Source organism: Desulfatitalea tepidiphila (genome assembly GCF_001293685.1).
GTDB lineage: Bacteria > Desulfobacterota > Desulfobacteria > Desulfobacterales > Desulfosarcinaceae > Desulfatitalea > Desulfatitalea tepidiphila.
This window is the reverse complement of record NZ_BCAG01000003.1, coordinates 2,227,437-2,244,302: the sequence shown is the minus strand read 5'-3', so window position 1 is coordinate 2,244,302 and position 16,866 is coordinate 2,227,437. Positions and strand designations below refer to the sequence as shown.

Sequence of the window (16,866 nt, the reverse complement as noted above, 5' to 3'; positions counted from 1 at the left end):
ACACCATGAGCACCTTCAACATCTACATGATAGGGGTTGGCGGCCAGGGTATCGGCCTGCTGAGCGAGGTCCTGTTGCGCGCTGCCGATCATGCCGGTCTGGCGGTCAAATCGGTGGATACCCACGGTCTGGCTCAGCGCGGCGGAGTCGTCGTTTCACAGTTGCGCATCGGCGCCGATGCCTTTTCGCCTCTGATCGGCGCTCATGATGCCGATCTGGTGGTGGCCCTGGAGCGTCATGAGGCCTTGCGGGCCGCCGATACCGCCCTCAAGGAGCACGGTACGCTCATCTATTACGATACGGTCTGGCAGCCTCTGCCCGTGCGTCTCGGCGAAGCGCCGGAGGTCTCCGGGGAGGAGGTCTCTGATAGGTGCGAGCGGTTGCGGGCGCGCCTGATTCGAGTGAATCGTCCCGATCTGGCAGACGCGCGTATGCAGAACATCGTGGTCCTGGCCCGGATTCAACGGCTGGATTTGATCCAAGGCCTCACGGCCGCGCATTACCGCCAGGCCATGCAAGATCTCATGGATGGGACGGTCCTGAAACGCAACCTGGCCCTGTTCGAAGACGAAAGAGCGGCCGCTACAGGAATTTCGGCATGACATTGCGAAGCGTTGCAAGGTGGCTGATCGTAGCGATCATTGTCGTTGCCATCGCGCTGTGGATCTGGACCGCCACGCGGCCCGAACCGGTTAAGGTGGTGCTCAAACCGGTGACTCGCGGCACGGTTGCCCAAACGGTGGCCAACACCCGCGCCGGCACCATCGAGGCGTGCCGCCGGGCGAAACTCTCTCCCAGCACCGGCGGACAGATCGCCTATCTCCCCATCAAGGAGGGCGATACGGTCAAGACGGGGCAGTTGCTCCTCGAGTTGTGGAACGAGGATCTGAAAGCGCAGGCCGTATTGGCCGAACGCGAAGTGACGGCGGCGCGCAGCAGGGCCAGGGCCACTTGCCTCAAGGCGGATGCCGCCCGGCGCAGCGCCGACCGCCTTGTCGCTTTGCGGAAAAAGGATGTGGTGTCCCAGGACCAAACCGAAAACGCCGTCGCCGATGCCACCGCATTGGAGGCCGAGTGCCGGGCCCGAACCACGGAAATAGGGGTTCTGGAAGCCAAGGTGGCCGTGACCCGCGCCAATATCCGGCGCACCCAATTGACCGCCCCGTTCGATGGGGTGATCGCCGCCATCAACGGTGAGCTCTTCGAATTCGTCACCCCGTCTCCCATCGGCATCCCCACGCCGCCGGCCGTGGATATCATCGACAACGCCTGCTTCTATGTCACCGCGCCCATCGACGAAGTGGATGCCGCCGCCATACGGGTCGGCATGACGGCGAACGTCACCTTGGATGCCTTCAGGGAAAAACAATTTCAGGGGCAGGTGCGACGGATTGCCGATTATGTGCTCGACATCGAAAAGCAGGCGCGTACCGTGGATGTGGAGGTCGCCTTCAGCCGGCCGGAGGATTTCAAGCACCTGCTGGCCGGATACAGTGCCGACATCGAGGTGACGATCGATGTTCGCCACGATGTGCTGCGGGTGCCCACCGAGGCGGTGTTGGACGGACGGCGCGTTTTCGTCTTCCATGCCGACGAAGGTCGAATTTCGGCACGATCGATTCAAACCGGCCTGAGCAACTGGGATTGGACGGAAGTGGCCGAAGGCCTGACGACAGATGAACAGGTGGTGGTCAATGTCGATGCGCCGGGTATTGAAGATGGGGCGGCCGCGGTGCTGATCGAGGCGACGCCTTGATACGGCTGGAGAATATCGATCGCGTTTTCGAGGTAGGCGACGAACGCGTTCACGCATTGCGTGATGTGACCCTGGAGGTAGCGGCAGGGGAGTATCTGTCGATCATGGGGCCTTCCGGTTCCGGTAAATCCACGATGCTCAATATCTTAGGCTTGTTGGATCGACCGGATCGGGGACGCTACCATCTGGAAGGGCGGGACACCACGGCGTTGTCCGATCGCCAGCAGGCCGAGGTGAGACGCCACCGTATCGGCTTCATCTTCCAGTTTTTCCATCTGGTCCCGCGCCTGACGGCCGCCGAAAATGTCGAACTCCCCCTGATCCTGGCCGGGGTGAATCCATCGGATCGTAAATCGCGTGTCGCCGTCGCTCTGGAAAGACTCGGGTTGGCCGATCGAGCCAGGCATCGCCCGGACCAGCTTTCCGGCGGCCAGCGTCAACGCGTGGCCATTGCCCGGGCCACCATCATGCGGCCGGCCATCGTGCTGGCCGATGAACCCACCGGAAATCTGGACCGCGCTTCAGGCAAGGAGGTGATCCAGACCATCGAATTGCTGAACGCAGAGGGCATGACGGTGGTCATGGTGACCCACGATCCTGAAATCGGGCGCCGCACCCATCGGCAGGTTCGGATGATGGACGGACGCATCGAATTTGACAGCGGTTTTGACGGCATGCTTGACAGGGGGCACGCTAACGAGGGCGCCCCATGAAGACCTGGGATTCGATTCGTTTTTGCACGGGTTCCTTGTCCGGTTATCCCTTGCGGACCAGTCTCATGCTCCTGGCCATGGCGATCGGTGTCGCCGCCGTGGTGATGTTGACCTCCCTGGGCGAAGGGGCCCGCCTTTATGTGACCCAGCAGTTCAGTTCCCTGGGTTCCCACCTGTTGATCGTTTTGCCGGGCCGCTCCGAAACCGTGGGCGGACCGCCACCGCTCATCGGTGAAACCCCGCGCGATTTGACCTTGGAAGATGCCCTGGCCCTGCAACGGAGCAGTGCCGTGGATCTCATCGCGCCGATCATGGTGGGTTCGGCGCCCGTGGCCCATGGCAACTTGACCCGTGAAACCGTGGTGCTCGGGTCCACCGCCGAATTGCTGCCGGTTAGAAATCTGGTCGTGGCCCAGGGACGTTTTCTGCCCGAAGGGGACATTGATCGCGCCGAAGCGGTTTGTGTCCTGGGGCATAAATTAAAAGCCGAACTCTTCGGCAACGATTCGCCACTGGGCGGCTTCGTGCGCATCGGCCAACGCCGACTCCGGGTCATCGGAGTTCTGGCCAAAAAGGGGCAATCGCTCGGTGTGGATATCGGCGATGTGGCCATTATTCCCGTGGCCTCCGCACAAGCCCTTTTCAATCGCAGTTCACTGTTCCGCATATTGGTGCAGGCGACCGGGCGCGACGCCATCCCTAGAGCCAAAAACGCCGTTCTGGAGATTATCCGTGAGCGACACGACGGCGAGGATGACGTCACGGTCATTGCCCAGGATGCGTTATTATCGACCTTTGATCGTATATTCAAAGTGCTCACCCTGGCCGTGGGCGGTATCGCGGCCATCAGCCTGGCCGTGGCCGGCATTTTAATTATGAACGTCATGCTCATTGCCGTGTCTCAGCGAACGGCCGAAATCGGGTTGCTCAAGGCGCTGGGCGCCACCGGCACACAGATCGAGCGGCTCTTTATTTCCGAAGCAGCCATGCTGTCGAGCATCGGCGCTCTTTTCGGCCTCCTTCTGGCCATGTTGGGGCAAGTGTTGCTGGCCAGGCTCTTTCCCGATTTTCCGGTGACCGTGCCACCATGGGCGACTTTCGCGGCCGTGGGTGTGGCCATCGGCACCGGGTTGATCTTCGGGGTGATGCCGGCTCGCAGGGCGGCCCGCCTCGATCCGGTGGCGGCCCTGTCGCGGAGATAGGATCGCGCCCGGGCACCCGCCGGAGGCGCTGGAGGCCTTTGGGCCGACTGTAAGAACATACGAATAATAGAACAGAAGAATAGAGACATGTTTCTGCGAGACACCGCCACCCTCTCCCTCCAGGCCGTGGTCAGCCATCGGTTGCGTTCTTTTTTGACGGCCCTGGGGATCGCCGTGGGTATCGCCGCCGTCGTTTTGCTGACTTCCCTGGGAGAGGGCATCCATCGTTTCGTGTTGGCCGAGTTCACGCAGTTCGGCACCAACCTGATCGGCATCACGCCGGGCAAAACCACCACTACCGGCTTTTCCGGCGGTGTGATCAGCAATGTGCGGCCTTTGAGCCTGGCCGATGCCGTGGCCCTGGCACGGCTGCCCCGGGTGTTGGCGACGGTGCCGGTGGTCCAAGGCAACGCCGCGGTGGAGAGCGGTGAACGCAGCCGCCGCACCTATGTGTTCGGCGTGGGCGCGGCGGTGCCCCGGGTGTGGCAGATGGACGTGGCCCAGGGACGCTTTCTGCCGGATGACGATCCCCGTGCGGCCAGGGCCTACGTCGTGCTGGGCAGCCGGGTCAAAAAGGAGTTGTTCGGCATCGAAAATCCTCTGGGGCGCAGGATCCGCATCGCCAGCGAACATTATCGGGTGATCGGCGTCATGGCATCCAAGGGGCAGATGCTCGGGTTCGATCTCGATGATGCCGTCTATATTCCCGCGGCCCGGGCGCTTGCACTGTTCAATCGCGAAAGCCTGATGGAGATCGATCTGCTCTACGCGGCCGGCAGCAGTTCTGCGGACGTTGCCCGGCGAGCCAGGAAGTTGCTCATCGAGCGGCATGGGGATGAAGACTTCACCATCGTCACCCAGGACCAGATGCTGGAGGTGCTCGGCTCGGTGCTCGATATTCTGACCCTGGCGGTGGGTGCCCTGGGCGGTATATCGCTGTTCGTCGGCGGTGTGGGTATCCTGACCATCATGACCATCGCCGTCCATGAGCGCACGGCCGAAATCGGACTCCTGCGCGCCATCGGTGCGGATCGTCGGCAGGTTCTCTTTCTTTTCATCGGAGAAGCGATCGTTCTTGCCAGCCTGGGCGGGTTGGCCGGTCTGGTGGTCGGTGCCGGCGGCGCCTGGTTGTTGGGAACGCTGGTACCGAGCCTGCCCACCCACACGCCCTGGAGCTATGTGCTCTATGCAGAACTGCTGTCTGCCGCGATCGGCCTGCTGGCCGGTGTCTTGCCGGCTCGGCATGCGGCACAAATGGACCCCATCGAAGCGTTACGCGCCGAATAGGCCGGCGTTGACAGGGCGACGCGAGAAAGTTATTTTAGCACGCACATCAGGCCCATGCCTTCGACGGCATGCGGGCCGAGGATATATCCAACCGGCGTTCGGTCGGCGCCTCCGAGGGTCGCTGAACGACAGCGATAGGCATCATGACGCAATCCACACCGCCATCCCACTGCCCCAACTGCAATGAACCGGTACAGCCCACCTGGCGCATCTGCCCGGTGTGCGAAACGCGCCTGGTCGAATTGGCCTGCCCGGTCTGCGGTCAGCCCGTCAAAGAGAACTGGAAGCGCTGCCCCGAGTGCGAAGCGTTGCTGCTGTGCAGCATCTGCCGGCGTCGTGTGCCCAAAGGCCACCATGTCTGCCCCCATTGCACGCCTACCGTGGCGGCGGTCGATGAGAAGCCATCGCCTTCCACATGGACCGAATCGGTCTGCGGCATCGAAATGGTTCTGGTGCCCGGCGGCCGGTTCAAGATGGGGGATACCTTCGACCAGGGTTCGGACAACGAGAAGCCGGTGCATGAGATCGGTCTGGATCCGTTTTATATCGGACGCTGCTGCGTGACCCAGGCGCAGTGGCTGCGGCTGATGCCGGAGAATCCGTCCCATTTCCAGGAGCCGGATCGACCGGTGGAACAGGTCACCTGGGACGATGCCATGCAGTTCATCGCGCGGTTGAACGCGGCGCATCACGGCCGGGCTATCTTCGATCTGCCCACCGAGGCCCAGTGGGAGTATGCCGCCCGGAGCGGCGGCCGCCAGGAGCTATACGCCGGCGGCGACGATATTCAGTCGGTGGCGTGGTACGAGGCCAACAGCCAGGGGCATACGCATCCGGTGGGCACCCGGGCGCCCAACGGTTTGGGCCTCTGCGACATGAGCGGCAACGTGTGGGAGTGGTGCCGGGACAGTTTTGCCGCCGATGCTTACAGCCGGCACGCCGCGCACAATCCGCTCGTCGAACTGTCGGATGCGGACCGCGTGATCCGCGGCGGCAGCTGGCACCTGGACGCCTGGAGCGCCCGCTGCGCAAGGCGTTTCAGTTGTGCGGCCGATTTTCTGGGGTCGGGGCTGGGGTTCCGGGTGACTTGCAAACTTCCAGGGAATTAATTCCGAAACGGCTTAACGGGTTTCGGGCCGGCGCATCAGATCGGTATCCGCATCCATCCAGGCCGGAAAGTCCTTTCGGTACTGTTCCAGAAGGTCATGCCGCAGGGTGACGGTGGGCGTTGCTGCCTCAAACAATCCTTCCATGAGAATCTCTCCAGTGGGTGATATCACCATCGAGCCGCCATCATAGCCCAGGCCGTTGCCGTCGCGGCCCACGCGATTGACAGCGATCACATAGCATTGATTTTCGATGGCGCGGGCCACCAGCAGGGCACGCCAGTGGGCCGATCGCCGGTCCGGCCAGTTGGCCACGAAGAGGGCCGCATCATATGCGAGGTCCAGGTTGCGCGTCCAGAGGGGAAAGCGCAGGTCGTAGCAGATGAACGGACGGATGCGCCAGCCGCGGCATTCCACGGTGATATGCCCATGGCCGGGGGTGTAGACCTTCTCTTCTCCGGCATATCGAAACAGGTGGCGCTTGTCGTAGGTGGCCAGCGTGCCGTCGGGCCGGGCCAACACCAGGCGGTTGAAATATTTGCCGCCCTCTTCGATCATCACGCTGCCGGTCAGCACGGCGCCCCTGGCTTGGGCCTTGCGGCGCAACCAGGTCACGGCCTGGCCGGTCATCGGTTCGGCCAGGCGCGCGGCATTCATGCTGAAGCCGGTCGAGAACATTTCGGGCAGCACGATCAGGTCGCCGGCCGCTTCCAGTCGGTCGATGGCGGCGTCGAACCGGCCGATATTGGCCGCGACATCCTCCCAGGCCAGATCGCTTTGCATCAGGGTCACGGTCAAATCCGGCATAGCAGCTCCGCGGCTTGAATGAGGGTTTGATCCTGCTTGGCAAAACAGAAGCGCAGCACCTGATGATCCCGGCGGTCGTGGTAAAAGACCGACGGTGGAATGGCCGCCACGCCGAACTCGGTGGTCAGGCGCCGGGCGAACTCGATGTCCGGGGCGTCGGTGATGGCCGAGTAGTCCATCATCTGAAAATAGGTGCCGGCGCAGGGCAGGGGCTTGAAACGCGACGTGCGCATACAATCCAGGAACAGGTCGCGCTTGCGCTGATAAAAGCCGGCCAGCTGCAGATAGTGTTCGGTGTGCTGCATGTAGTCGGCATAGGCCAGCTGGATCGGCGTGTTGGACGTAAAGGTGAGAAACTGGTGGATCTTTTGAAACTCGACGGTCATCTCCGGAGGCGCCACGCAGTAACCGATCTTCCACCCGGTGGTGTGGTAGGTCTTGCCGAACGAGCTGACCACGAAACTCTTGCGGGCCAGTTCCGGGTGGCGCAGGAGGCTCTGGTGGACCCGGCCGTCGAACACGATGTGTTCATAAACTTCGTCGCCGAGGATGAAGAGGTCCCGGTCGGCGGCGATGGCCTTCAACGCGGCCATGTCTTCCGTGTCGAGCACCGTGCCGGTGGGGTTGTGGGGCGAGTTGAGGATGATCAGCCGGGTGCGCGCGGTCAGGGCGTCCCGCAGGCGATCCCAATCCACCGTATAATCCGGGAAGCTAAGAGGGATGAAGACCGGCACTCCGCCGTTGAGCTGGATGACGGGCACGTAGGCGTCGTAGGCCGGCTCGACCACGATCACTTCGTCGCCGGGGCGGACCACTGCCGAAATGGCGGCGAACAGGGCTTCGGTGGCCCCGGAGGTGATGGTGATCCAGGTGTCGGGATCGACATCGCAATCGTAAAGTGCCTTGATCTTCTCGGCGATGCGCTGCCGCAGGGCCGGCACCCCCTGCATGGGCGCATACTGGTTCATGCCGCTGCGCATGTGGTGGCCGACCCTTTCGATCAGTTCGGCCGGCGCATCGAAATCGGGAAAGCCCTGGGATAGGTTGATGGCCCCGTGGTCGGCGGCCAGCTTGGACATGACCGTGAAGATGGTGATGCCCACATCAGGGAGCTTGGATGCGATCGTCATGAAAGATTCCTCCCGCTACGAAGAATAATTTCCGGCCATGGCGCGGATTTCCTCGGCCACCGCAAGGCGCAGGTGGCTGGGCGATAACACCGTGGCCGCCGCCCCCCACTTGAGCACCCAGTATTTTATTTCATCGATGCCGGCCACCTCGGCGCCGAAAATGACGCCGCCGTCGGTTTCCTCCGTCAATTCCTGGGTCGGGTGCCAGATCTTTTCCCGGATGTATCCGGCCGCCGTCGAATCGAAACGGATGCGCACCCGGACCGCTTCTCCCTGAAACACTCCGAAACTGGCCTGCATGAAGGCATTGGCGTCGAAGTCGGACGGTGCCTGGAAGGTCTCTTCCGCAACCTCCAACCGCTCCACCCGGTCCAGTGCGAACAACCGGACCGCCTGCCGGAAGTGGCAAAAACCGATCAGGTAGAAGGTGTCCTGGTGGAACCACAGCCGGTAAGGGGCCACGCGACGATGGGTCGCGACGCCGCGGCTCATGCTGAAGTAGTCGATATCGACGCAGCGCTGTTCACGGATGGCGCTCCTGACCTGGTCGAGCCGCGCTTCGATGCCGTCATAGGGTTTGTACGCTTTGAACCCGATTTCGACGGTTTGTCCCAAAGCATCGAGATATTGGGTGTAGGCCGGCGGCAAGGTGGCCTTCACCTTCTCCAGCAGGGTCTCCAGCGACTCGTGGATGACCGTGCCGCGCAGCACCTGGAGCATGTCGCGGCTGAAATAGAGCGCCATCAATTCGGTCAGGCTCAGCGGCAGGGGCATCTGGTGCTTTCCCGCATCAAGGATCGACCAGTAGGTTTTTCCGCCTTCCTGTTCGGTGAACAGCGGGAAACCGGCCTGCTGCAAGGCCTCGAGATCGCGATAGATCGTCCGGGAGTGGCAATCGAGGTCGCCGGCCAGTTCGCCGGCCGACTTGCCCCTGGCCGATGCGATCAGGCTCTGGATGATTTTCCACTGCCGGCTGAGTTGGTCTCCGCGTGCCATAGTGATTTCCGGGCAGTGCCTTTGGATTGTTTTTTCCATTGGCGCCGCCATGATCTTGAACCAGAATTCATTTTTTGAGATAGCTTGTATAGACGTGGGATCGGGTTTTGTCAAAACAATGGATTGACGGCCAGGGATTCTAACTGAACGCGATTCATTTAACCCGGCGTGGGTGGGGCAGGTGGCCGATGCCACACGCCAAGCGGTCAAGAGCCAGTAAAATGCACGGCGGGCGGCCCAGAAACTCGCTGCGCTCAAACAGTCTGGGCCACTTGTCCGCCGTCTGCATTTAACTGGCTCTAAGACCGCAGGCTCACGTGGCCCTGGCCACCTGCCCCACGCACGCCTGCCATCTGCGTTGCCATGCGACTTTTTTGTCAAAAACTTTTGGAGGGTGAGCCCTTCCAGGTGAATCACATTCAGTTAGAATTGCTGATTGACGGCACCGTCGGGGGAAATTTTCTACGAATCCATCGTGCATTGGATGCCCAACCTAATTACGGAAGGAGTCGACTTAATTATGAAGGAGATTCGTCAAACCGCCAGGGAACGAATGAAGGGCTTTTGCCGGGTTTGCCCGGTCTGCGACGGCCGCGCCTGCGCCGGTGAAGTGCCCGGTATGGGCGGCATTGGAACGGGCGGCGCGTTTACCGCCAATGTGGCGGCCCTCGCCAGGCGGCGCTTGAACATGCGCGTATTGCACAATGTCGCCGATCCGCGCACCGACCTCGAGCTGTTGGGCAAAAAGTTGCGTTTGCCGGTCCTGGCCGCACCCATCGGCGGGGTCTCCTTTAACATGGGCGGTGCCATTTCAGAAGATGCGTACATCGAGGCGGTGTTGTCCGGGTGCGTGGCGGCCGGTACGCTCGGCTGCGTGGGCGACGGCGTGCCGGACTTCATTCACGAAGCCGGCTATGCGGCCATCGAATCCCTGGCAGGGGCGGGTATCCCTTTTATCAAGCCCTGGGAAGCGGCCGAGTGGCAACTTAAAGTGGATAAGGCTCTGGCTGCAGGGGCCGACATCATCGGCATGGATGTGGATGCCGCCGGCCTGATCACACTCAAGCTCATGGGACGGCCGGTATCGCCCAAACCCGCGGATGCGTTGCGCTGCATCATCGAGAACCTGCCGGTCAAGTTCATTTTGAAAGGCATCATGACCCCGGACGAGGCCCGCCTGGCGGTGGACGCGGGCGCCCACGCCATCGTGGTCTCCAACCATGGCGGCCGGGTGCTGGACCACACGCCCGGCACGGCCGAGGTTCTGCCTGACATCGCGGCGGCGGTGAAAGGCAGGATCGCTATCCTCGCCGACGGCGGCGTGCGCAGCGGCGCCGATGTCCTCAAAATGTTGGCCCTGGGCGCCGATGCCGTGATGATCGGCCGTCCGATCAGCGTGGCCGCCATCGGCGGCGGCAAAGCGGGGGTCGAGACATATCTGAAGCAGATCGCATCGGAGTTGCAGTCGGCTATGGTGTTGACGGGAACCCGCGATTGTGCGGCGGCCTCCGAACGGATCCTGCACACCTGATCAATTCATACCCTCTTCGGCATATGTCGCCAGCAACTCTCACTCAACGTGATTCACCTTGAAGGGTAATTTTCAGAGGTTGTTTGATAAAAAAACGCAGGGCAATGGGCATGGCAGGCGAGGATAGGGCAGGTGGCCAGGGCCACATACGCCTGCGGTCGCTAGTGCCGGTTGAATGCAAACGGCGGACAAGTGACCCAGACTGTTTGAGCGCAGCGAGTTTCTGGGCCGCCCGCCGTGCATTTTACCGGCACTTGACCGCTTGGCGTGTGGCATCGGCTACCTGTCCTATCCTCGCCGGGTTTAATGAATCGCATTCAGTTAGATCCGCTGGTATGTCGATAATTGCGTTGACCCGCCCGGAGCGCGATGGTAACGTCCCGACGTTTTTTGGGACGGGACGGCCGCAGGGCCGACCATGACAATGGGGTCAACTGTCACCAAAGAAAGGCGGCGACGATGCCACACCATGACCGATCCAGCTGTGGAGAGCTGCGTCTGGCCGATGCCGGGAAAGAGGTCACCCTGGCCGGCTGGGTGGACGCCCTCCGGGATCACGGAGAGGTTCTCTTCATTCACCTGCGCGACCGCAGCGGTATCGTGCAGGTCGTATTTACCCCCGAAAGCACGCCCCAGGCGGTTTGCGACAAGGCCGCCGAGCTGAAAAGCGAATTCTGCGTGCAGGTCACCGGCCGGGTGATCGAGCGGGCCGAAGGCACCGACAATCCCGGCATCGCCACCGGTGGCATCGAGGTGGTGGCCGCGGACCTGGATATTCTCGGCCGGTGCGCTGCCCTTCCGTTTCAGATCTCGGAAAAATCCATGACTGCCGGCGCCGCCGTCAAGCGCGAAGAGACGGTGGGAGAGGATTTGCGGCTGCAATACCGCTACCTGGATTTGCGGCGTCCCAACATGCAGGAGCACTTGATCCGGCGTCATCGCATCGTCAAGTCCATACGAGATTTTCTGGACGAGCAGGGGTTTGTCGAGGTGGAAACCCCCATGCTGACCCGGAGCACCCCCGAGGGGGCCAGGGACTATCTCGTGCCCAGCCGCCATTTTCCAAAGAATTTCTACGCACTGCCCCAATCGCCGCAGTTATTCAAACAACTGCTCATGGTGGGCGGCATGGAGCGCTATTTCCAGATCGTGCGCTGTTTCCGGGACGAGGATCTGCGGCCCAACCGGCAGCCGGAATTCACCCAGCTGGACCTGGAGGCCTCGTTCATCGACGAGGCGTACCTCTACACGCTTTTCGAGGAGCTCACCGCCCGCATGTTCAAGATCGGCGGTATCGACCTGTCGCGTCCCTTTCCCCGCATGACCTGGCAGGATGCCATGAACAGCAGCGGTTCGGACCGCCCCGACCTGCGCTTCGGCATGACTTTCCAGGACGCCACCGATCTCTTCACCCAAACCCGCTACGGTATTTTCAAACAGATTCTCGAACGCGGCGGCTGCATCAAGGGGATCAACGTCCAAGGCGCGTCCGAACGGTTGAGCAAGAATGTGCTGCAGAACGAATATGCCAAGGAGATCGTGCCGGGATTCGGGGCCAAGGGCATGACCTGGATGCGGGTGATGGACGGCGGACTGGAATCCAATATCGTGCAGTTCTTCAGCGAAGCGGAGCGCATGGGGATTCTCGAACGCTTCGACGCCAAGCCGGGAGACGTCATTCTCATGATCGCCGATCCCTCCTGGTCCCTGGTCTGCACGGCCTTGGGGCAGTTGCGCCTGCACCTGGCCCACCGTTTGGATATGATTCCCCAAGGCGTCTATTACCCGCTGTGGGTCACCGATTTTCCCCTGTTCGAGGCCGCGGACGAGGGCGTTACGTCCAGCCACCACCCGTTTACCATGCCGGACCGGACCGATTTCGATCCCGGAAACATAGACGAATTGCTTGCCCTGCGCTCGCGCGCCTACGATCTGGTGATGAACGGCGAAGAGCTGGGGGGCGGCAGCATCCGCATCAACGATCGCGGCCTGCAACAGCGCATTTTGCAGGCCCTAGGGCTGGGTGAGCAGGAGGTGGCTGAAAAATTCGGTTTCTTCCTCAAGGCGCTGGAATTCGGCGCCCCGCCGCACGGTGGCATCGCCCTGGGCATCGACCGGGTCGTGGCCATGATTCTGGGCGCCGCCTCGATCCGCGAGGTGATCGCCTTTCCCAAGAATCGCAGCGCCTTTTGCCCCCTGACCCAGGCCCCATCGACGGTGGCCTCCGCGCAGTTGGAGGAGTTGGGCCTGCTCGATCTGGGGGGGGACCGCCCGCTGCCCGGCGCCCATGCGAAGAAGGACCAGATCGAGACCTTATCGTGGGTGTCGCGCATCGGCATCGGCGACCCGGAACGGCCGGCCATCGCCGATGCACTGGCACAGGCCGCCGCCTGTGCCGACCGGGTCAATCGGCAGGCCTCCCCGCAGGATGCGCCGCTCTTCCGGGTCGCGGCCGTATCCAACCGGTTCCGGGAAGGCCGCGAGGCACGTATCCATTCCCTGTCGGAAAACGGCGAGCTGTTTAAAAACGCACCCGCAGAAAAAGGCGGTTTCTTCAAGACGGCCGCCGTCCTGGATTGAGAGGTCATACGGATGCACGAGGTTTACACTTACAGTAACGCGTCACCATCCCGAATCACCCCGGAGGGAACACTCGCGGACCTGCGGGTGGCGGTACAACCCAATCTGGCGGTGCGGGGATGGCCTTGCGAGGCCGGTTCGCGCGCCTTGTCCGGCTATACCGCCCTGCAGGATGCCACGGTCGTCGCCCGCCTGGTCAAGGCCGGCGCCGTGTTGAGCGGCAGTTCGCGCATGGCCGAATTGGGTTTCGGACTGGCCGGCGACACATCGGCCCGGACCCTCGTCGACGGCCACGCAGACGTGGCCCTGATCACCGACACCATGGGCGAGGTCCGTCTGGCCGCTGCCGGTTCCGGTCTTTTCGGCCTGAAACCCACCCACGGCCTCGTCTCGCGGCACGGCCTGGCCGGCCTGGTGCCTTCCATGGAGAGTATCGGCCTGGCCGCTGCAGATCCTCGCATGATCGCAGAAATTCTGGCGGTCATGGCCGGCGCAGACCCCGACGACCCCTCCATGCCCGACGATTGCACGGCCGGTTTCAGCGCGGCGCCGCCGTCCGGCACAGAATCATTGACGGCCGGGGTCATCGAAGAGAGCTTGAGCAGCCTCGATCCGGAGGAACGCCTCGCCTTCGATGCGGGTACGGCGTGTCTCGAGACCGCCGGCGTCACCATCCAGACGGTCAACCTGGCCGATTACGGGCTATTTAAGGATGTGCACCACCTGATCGCCGCAGTGGAGGCCTCTTCAAGTGCAGGAAAATTCGACGGCGTGCGTTACGGTCACCGCAGTGCGGTCGGCAAAAACTGGAACGACATGTACCTGAACACCCGGGCGGAAAGCTTCGGGCCGCTGCTCAAACCTTTTCTTTTCCAAGGCGCCTATTTCCAGTTCGAACGTTACCTTGCCTTTGAGAACGCCTGCCGTCTCCGCTGCCGGTTGGTGCGGGCGGTCGACGATCTGCTCGGGAAGGTGGACATCCTCGTCTTGCCCACCCGGCGCCCGGCTTCAGATCCGGCGCAGGCGGCCACGATCCAAGCGACCTATGCGGTCTTTGCACTGACCCTGCCGGCCAGCGTCACCGGCCATCCGGCCCTGCAGGTGCCGAACCCGGGAGTGGCCGCGGATCGGGATACGGGCCTGCAACTCATCGGCCGGCGGCTGGACGACGGCCGGCTGCTCGCCATCGGTCAGCACCTGTCGTCAGCGGCACGGGAGGGACGCTAACATGACATACGAAGCCGTCATTGGTCTCGAAATCCACGTACAACTCAACGCCGCCACCAAATTGTTCTGCGATTGCCCCAACCGGCCCGGTGATGCGCCCAACCGCAATGTCTGTCCGGTTTGTCTCTGGCTGCCTGGGTCGCTGCCCCGATTGAGCCAGGAGGCCTTGGAAAAGGCCGTGCTGGCCTGCCTGGCCCTGAACTGCACCATCCAGAACGAAAGCGCCTTCGACCAGAAGGTCTATTACTACCCCGATCTGCCCAAGGGATACCAGCTTTCCCAGCACCATAAACCCTTGGCGCGCAATGGTTGGGTGGACATCGTGGGGGCGGACGGTGGTCTGAAGCGGCTCCGCATCCACCATATCCACCTGGAAGAGGATGTGGCCAAGCTGGTGCATGAAACGGAAGGCCGCACCCCGATCAGCCTGGTGGATTTCAACCGCGCCGGCACCCCGCTCATCGAGATTGTCAGCGAGCCGGACATGCGCACCCCCCACGACGCCATGGAATATGTCAAAGCCTTGCGGGCCCAGTTGCGCTATACAGGAAGCGCCGAATGCAGTCTCGAGCAGGGCACCCTGCGGGTGGATGCCAACATCTCCCTGCGGCCGGCCGGCACCGAGGGGTTGAACACCAAGGTGGAGGTCAAGAACATGAACTCCATCCACAACGTGGGCGATGCCATTGCCTACGAAATCGTCCGCCAGACCGAGTGCCTGGAAAAGGGCGAACCCATCGTCCTGCATACCCGTTTGTGGGACCCGGAGCGGCGCGTGACCGCACCCATGCGGGCCAAGTTCGAGGGGCCCTGCGTCCCGGACCCTTCGGTGGCGCCCATCGTGGTGACCGATGCCTGGCTGGAAGGCATCCGAGGCCGGCTGCCCGAGATGCCCGCCCGCAAATCCGCGCGTTTCATGGAAACCTACGGCCTGACGCCGGACGAAGCCGCGGCCATGAGCGCCGAGCGCGATCTGTCGGAATTTTTCGAATCCGTCGTCGCACAGGATTTGCCGCCGCGGAAAACGGCCGGCTGGATCGTTTCGCAACTGATCCCGGCGCTGCGGGATCGCAACCAGGGTATCGGCCAAACCCATCTGACGACCGAGCGTTTCGCCGGCTTGCTGGACACATTGGAGAAGGAGATCATCAACACCCAATCCGCCCGGGAGATACTGGTGCAGCTGCTGGACAGCCCGGCCGCCCTGGAAGAGATCATACAGAATGGCGGTTTCCGCCAGCTCTCCGCAACCGGCGACCTGGAGACGTTGGTCGATGGAGTGCTGGCGGACCACGCCGCCGATGTGGCCGACTATCGCAACGGCAACCCCAAGGTGTTGGGATTCCTCATGGGGCAGGCCATGAAGGCCTCCCAGGGTAAGGCCAATCCCAAGGTGCTCAAGGCCTTGCTGGCCGAACGGCTGGGCTGAAACCGATCATCCGGCATCGACGGGCGAGGAACAGGTTGCGTCCCGCCGGTCGACGCGCATCACCATGAACAAGGGACAAGGAGATTGCATCATGACCATCCAGGAAATCCTGTTGAAAGATCTGGATCCCCAGGCCTTTATCGACGAGCAGTGCCGCCTTGTTTCCGAGCAGGTCGGGGACGCCAGGGCGGTCAACGCCCTGTCGGGGGGCGTGGATTCGTCGGTGACCACCATGCTGGCCCATCGGGCGTTGGGAGACCGGCTGCTCACGTACTTTATCGACAACGGCCTCATGCGCCAAGGCGAGCCGGAGGCCGTCGTATCGGCCATGAAAGCATTGGGGGTGCCCGTCCAACGGGTGGATGCCCGCCAGGCGTTTTTTTCGGCCCTCGAGGGCAAGGCGGATCCGGAAGAGAAGCGCCAGGCCATCACCGACACCTTTTACAAAACCGTTTTCGGCCGGCTGGTCAGGGAAAGCGGCGCGCCGTTCCTGCTTCAGGGCACCATCTTCACGGATGTGGAAGAGACCGTGGCCGGCATCAAACGCCAGCATAACATCCTGGCCCAGTTGGGCATCGATACCCAAGCCGCCTATGGCTACACCGTCATCGAGCCGTTGATTCAACTGCGCAAGACAGGGGTCCGGACGATCGGCAAGACCCTGGGCATGCCGAAAGAAATGTACCATCGGCCGCCGTTTCCCGGCCCGGCCCTGGCCGCACGGGTGATCGGCGAGGCGACGCCGGAACGGATCGAGCTGGTCCGCAAGGCCACGGTCGTGGTCGAAGAGGAACTCGAAGCCGTCGACGCCTTCCAGTACATGGCCATCCTGCACGGGGACCGGGTCACCGGCATGCGCGACGGCAAGCGGCAGTATGGTTTTCAGATCGAAATCCGCTGCTGGGACAGCCAGGACGCCGTGACGGCCTCGCCGACCCGGCTCTCTTTCGAGTTGCTCCGCAAAATGGCGGATCGGATCACCACGGAGGTGCCCGGCGTGGTGAGCGTCACGTATAACGTCACGAGCAAGCCGCCGTCCACCATAGAGGCGGTGTAGACATCCGGAACGAACCCAGCAGCAAAATCGCTTTCAATGAAAGGA

Annotated in this window: 14 protein-coding genes; 11 read left to right on the top strand and 3 right to left on the bottom strand. The window is 62.4% G+C overall.

Annotated elements, in window-relative coordinates; translation table 11 throughout:
* Window positions 1–5: 5 nt before the first annotated feature.
* The 6 genes from DFT_RS14570 (at window position 6) to DFT_RS14545 (ending at window position 6,067) form a co-directional block, all read left to right on the top strand.
* A complete protein-coding gene (locus DFT_RS14570) occupies window positions 6–602 on the top strand; it encodes a 2-oxoacid:acceptor oxidoreductase family protein (RefSeq protein WP_054031887.1) in 597 nt (198 codons plus the stop codon).
* Complete coding sequence (locus DFT_RS14565; protein ID WP_054031886.1) at window positions 599–1,756, top strand: efflux RND transporter periplasmic adaptor subunit; 1,158 nt, start codon at window positions 599–601, stop codon at window positions 1,754–1,756. The genes DFT_RS14570 and DFT_RS14565 overlap by 4 nt, the downstream gene beginning before the upstream one ends.
* Entirely contained in the window at window positions 1,753–2,469 is a 717-nt protein-coding gene (locus DFT_RS14560) for an ABC transporter ATP-binding protein (RefSeq protein WP_054031885.1), read from the top strand. The genes DFT_RS14565 and DFT_RS14560 overlap by 4 nt, the downstream gene beginning before the upstream one ends.
* A complete protein-coding gene (locus DFT_RS14555) occupies window positions 2,466–3,671 on the top strand; it encodes an ABC transporter permease (protein ID WP_054031884.1) in 1,206 nt (401 codons plus the stop codon). The genes DFT_RS14560 and DFT_RS14555 overlap by 4 nt, the downstream gene beginning before the upstream one ends.
* Window positions 3,672–3,758: 87 nt before the next feature.
* Window positions 3,759–4,958 (top strand): ABC transporter permease, encoded by a 1,200-nt coding sequence (locus DFT_RS14550; protein ID WP_054031883.1) that lies wholly within the window; start codon window positions 3,759–3,761, stop codon window positions 4,956–4,958.
* Between the two features lie 143 nt (window positions 4,959–5,101).
* Window positions 5,102–6,067 carry an SUMF1/EgtB/PvdO family nonheme iron enzyme gene (locus DFT_RS14545; protein ID WP_054031882.1) on the top strand — a complete coding sequence of 322 codons (966 nt, stop codon included), beginning with the start codon at window positions 5,102–5,104 and terminating at the stop codon, window positions 6,065–6,067.
* Window positions 6,068–6,079: 12 nt separating this feature from the next.
* On the opposite strand, the gene DFT_RS14540 is transcribed toward DFT_RS14545, so the two are convergent.
* From DFT_RS14540 to DFT_RS14530, 3 genes are read right to left on the bottom strand one after another with little or no spacing between them, the layout of a single operon-like run.
* The gene (locus DFT_RS14540; protein WP_054031881.1) at window positions 6,080–6,871 is read right to left on the bottom strand and encodes an amidohydrolase; all 792 of its coding nucleotides are present in this window, start codon (window positions 6,869–6,871) and stop codon (window positions 6,080–6,082) included.
* Window positions 6,859–8,001: a pyridoxal phosphate-dependent aminotransferase gene (locus DFT_RS14535; RefSeq protein ID WP_054031880.1), complete on the bottom strand. Its 1,143-nt coding sequence runs from the start codon at window positions 7,999–8,001 to the stop codon at window positions 6,859–6,861. The genes DFT_RS14540 and DFT_RS14535 overlap by 13 nt, the downstream gene beginning before the upstream one ends.
* A 15-nt stretch (window positions 8,002–8,016) precedes the next feature.
* Window positions 8,017–8,997, bottom strand: coding sequence for a helix-turn-helix transcriptional regulator (locus tag DFT_RS14530; RefSeq protein WP_161807169.1), 981 nt, complete (start codon window positions 8,995–8,997; stop codon window positions 8,017–8,019).
* A gap of 520 nt (window positions 8,998–9,517) precedes the next feature.
* Here DFT_RS14530 and DFT_RS14525 point away from each other — a divergent pair.
* The 5 genes from DFT_RS14525 to DFT_RS14505 all read left to right on the top strand — a co-directional run bounded on the left by DFT_RS14525 (window position 9,518) and on the right by DFT_RS14505 (window position 16,821).
* The gene (locus DFT_RS14525) at window positions 9,518–10,528 is read left to right on the top strand and encodes an alpha-hydroxy-acid oxidizing protein (RefSeq protein ID WP_054031878.1); all 1,011 of its coding nucleotides are present in this window, start codon (window positions 9,518–9,520) and stop codon (window positions 10,526–10,528) included.
* Between the two features lie 459 nt (window positions 10,529–10,987).
* Window positions 10,988–13,108 (top strand): aspartate--tRNA ligase, encoded by a 2,121-nt coding sequence (gene aspS, locus DFT_RS14520; protein WP_054031877.1) that lies wholly within the window; start codon window positions 10,988–10,990, stop codon window positions 13,106–13,108.
* Window positions 13,109–13,120: 12 nt separating this feature from the next.
* The gene (locus tag DFT_RS14515) at window positions 13,121–14,335 is read left to right on the top strand and encodes an amidase family protein (RefSeq protein ID WP_054031876.1); all 1,215 of its coding nucleotides are present in this window, start codon (window positions 13,121–13,123) and stop codon (window positions 14,333–14,335) included.
* Between the two features lies 1 nt (window position 14,336).
* Window positions 14,337–15,764 (top strand): Asp-tRNA(Asn)/Glu-tRNA(Gln) amidotransferase subunit GatB, encoded by a 1,428-nt coding sequence (gatB, locus tag DFT_RS14510; protein WP_054031875.1) that lies wholly within the window; start codon window positions 14,337–14,339, stop codon window positions 15,762–15,764.
* Window positions 15,765–15,855: 91 nt separating this feature from the next.
* Entirely contained in the window at window positions 15,856–16,821 is a 966-nt protein-coding gene (locus DFT_RS14505; RefSeq protein WP_054031874.1) for a GMP synthase (glutamine-hydrolyzing), read from the top strand.
* Window positions 16,822–16,866 lie beyond the last annotated feature (45 nt).